Annotated in this window: 2 protein-coding genes (1 of these 2 cut by a window edge); both read left to right on the top strand. The window is 57.5% G+C overall.

Going from position 1 to position 944, the window contains the following annotated elements:
• The first annotated feature begins 63 nt into the window (after positions 1-63).
• A complete protein-coding gene (locus tag GJA_RS28420; protein ID WP_038494789.1) occupies positions 64-363 on the top strand; it encodes an IS3 family transposase in 300 nt (99 codons plus the stop codon).
• Positions 360-944: the 5' portion of an IS3 family transposase gene (locus GJA_RS25470; protein ID WP_081905575.1), read on the top strand. It continues 24 nt past the right edge of the window; 585 of the gene's 609 nt are visible here — the first part of the coding sequence; the start codon lies at positions 360-362; its stop codon lies off the right edge, out of view. The genes GJA_RS28420 and GJA_RS25470 overlap by 4 nt, the downstream gene beginning before the upstream one ends.

The raw sequence follows: 944 nt of genomic DNA, 5'->3' as shown, positions 1-944 counted from the left end.
TGTAGTGGTCTAATTTGCCCGGACACCTCAATAGGTGGAAAATCCATCATCTGAGGAAAAAGCATGACAACAAGAAAACGTAGAACCTTCGAGCCAACCCTGAAACTGGAAGTGGTCCGGCTGATCAATGAGCAGGGCCAGAGCGTCCAGAACGTCAGCGAAAGCATGGGCATCGGCCAGACTGCGATCCGTCGCTGGCTGCAGCAATACCATGCCGAACAGAACGGGCAGCCTGGCATCGGCAAGCCGCTCACCGCCGAGCAGCAAAGAATCCGCCAACTGGAGCTGGAAAACCAGCAACTTCGGCAGGACGTCACCATCTTAAAAAAGGCCTCGGCCTTCTTTGCTCGCGAAATGAAGTGACCCATACGCTCATTCGCCAGTTGCAAAAGGAGGCCATTCCAGTCCAGCACAGCTGTCGCGTCCTGGAGGTGAGCCGATCCGGCTTTTATGAGGCGCAGCGTCGCTCTGCTACACCGGTCTTTTGCAAAGCGAGCGTTCATCTGCGGGCTGCATTTATGGCAAGCCATCAGAGCTACGGAAGCCGCCGACTGGTCACTGCCATGGCCAGCGCAGGGTTCGACATCGGGCGCTACAAGGTGCGCAGTTTGATGCGTCAGCAGGCGTTGAAGCCGGTCTGGAAGCGCAAGTTCGTCCATACAACAGACAGCAAACATGGCCTGCCAATAGCCGCCAACGTGCTGAACCGCCAGTTCAATCCGAGCGCGCCGAACCTGGCGTACGTCAGTGACATTACGTACATTCGTACCGGTGCCGGCTGGCTATATCTGGCAATCGTGCTGGACCTGTACGCGCGCAAAGTGGTGGGCTGGGCTATGGCACCGAGCATGCCAGCCAAGCTGGTCTGCGATGCGCTGACGATGGCCATTCGACAGCGCCAGCCGACAGCCGGATTGATCGTCCATTCCGATCAGGGCAGTCAA

The organism is Janthinobacterium agaricidamnosum NBRC 102515 = DSM 9628 (assembly GCF_000723165.1).
In the GTDB taxonomy this organism is placed as follows: Bacteria; Pseudomonadota; Gammaproteobacteria; order Burkholderiales; family Burkholderiaceae_D; genus Janthinobacterium; species Janthinobacterium agaricidamnosum.
This window is presented reverse-complemented; position numbering and strand designations above follow the sequence as displayed.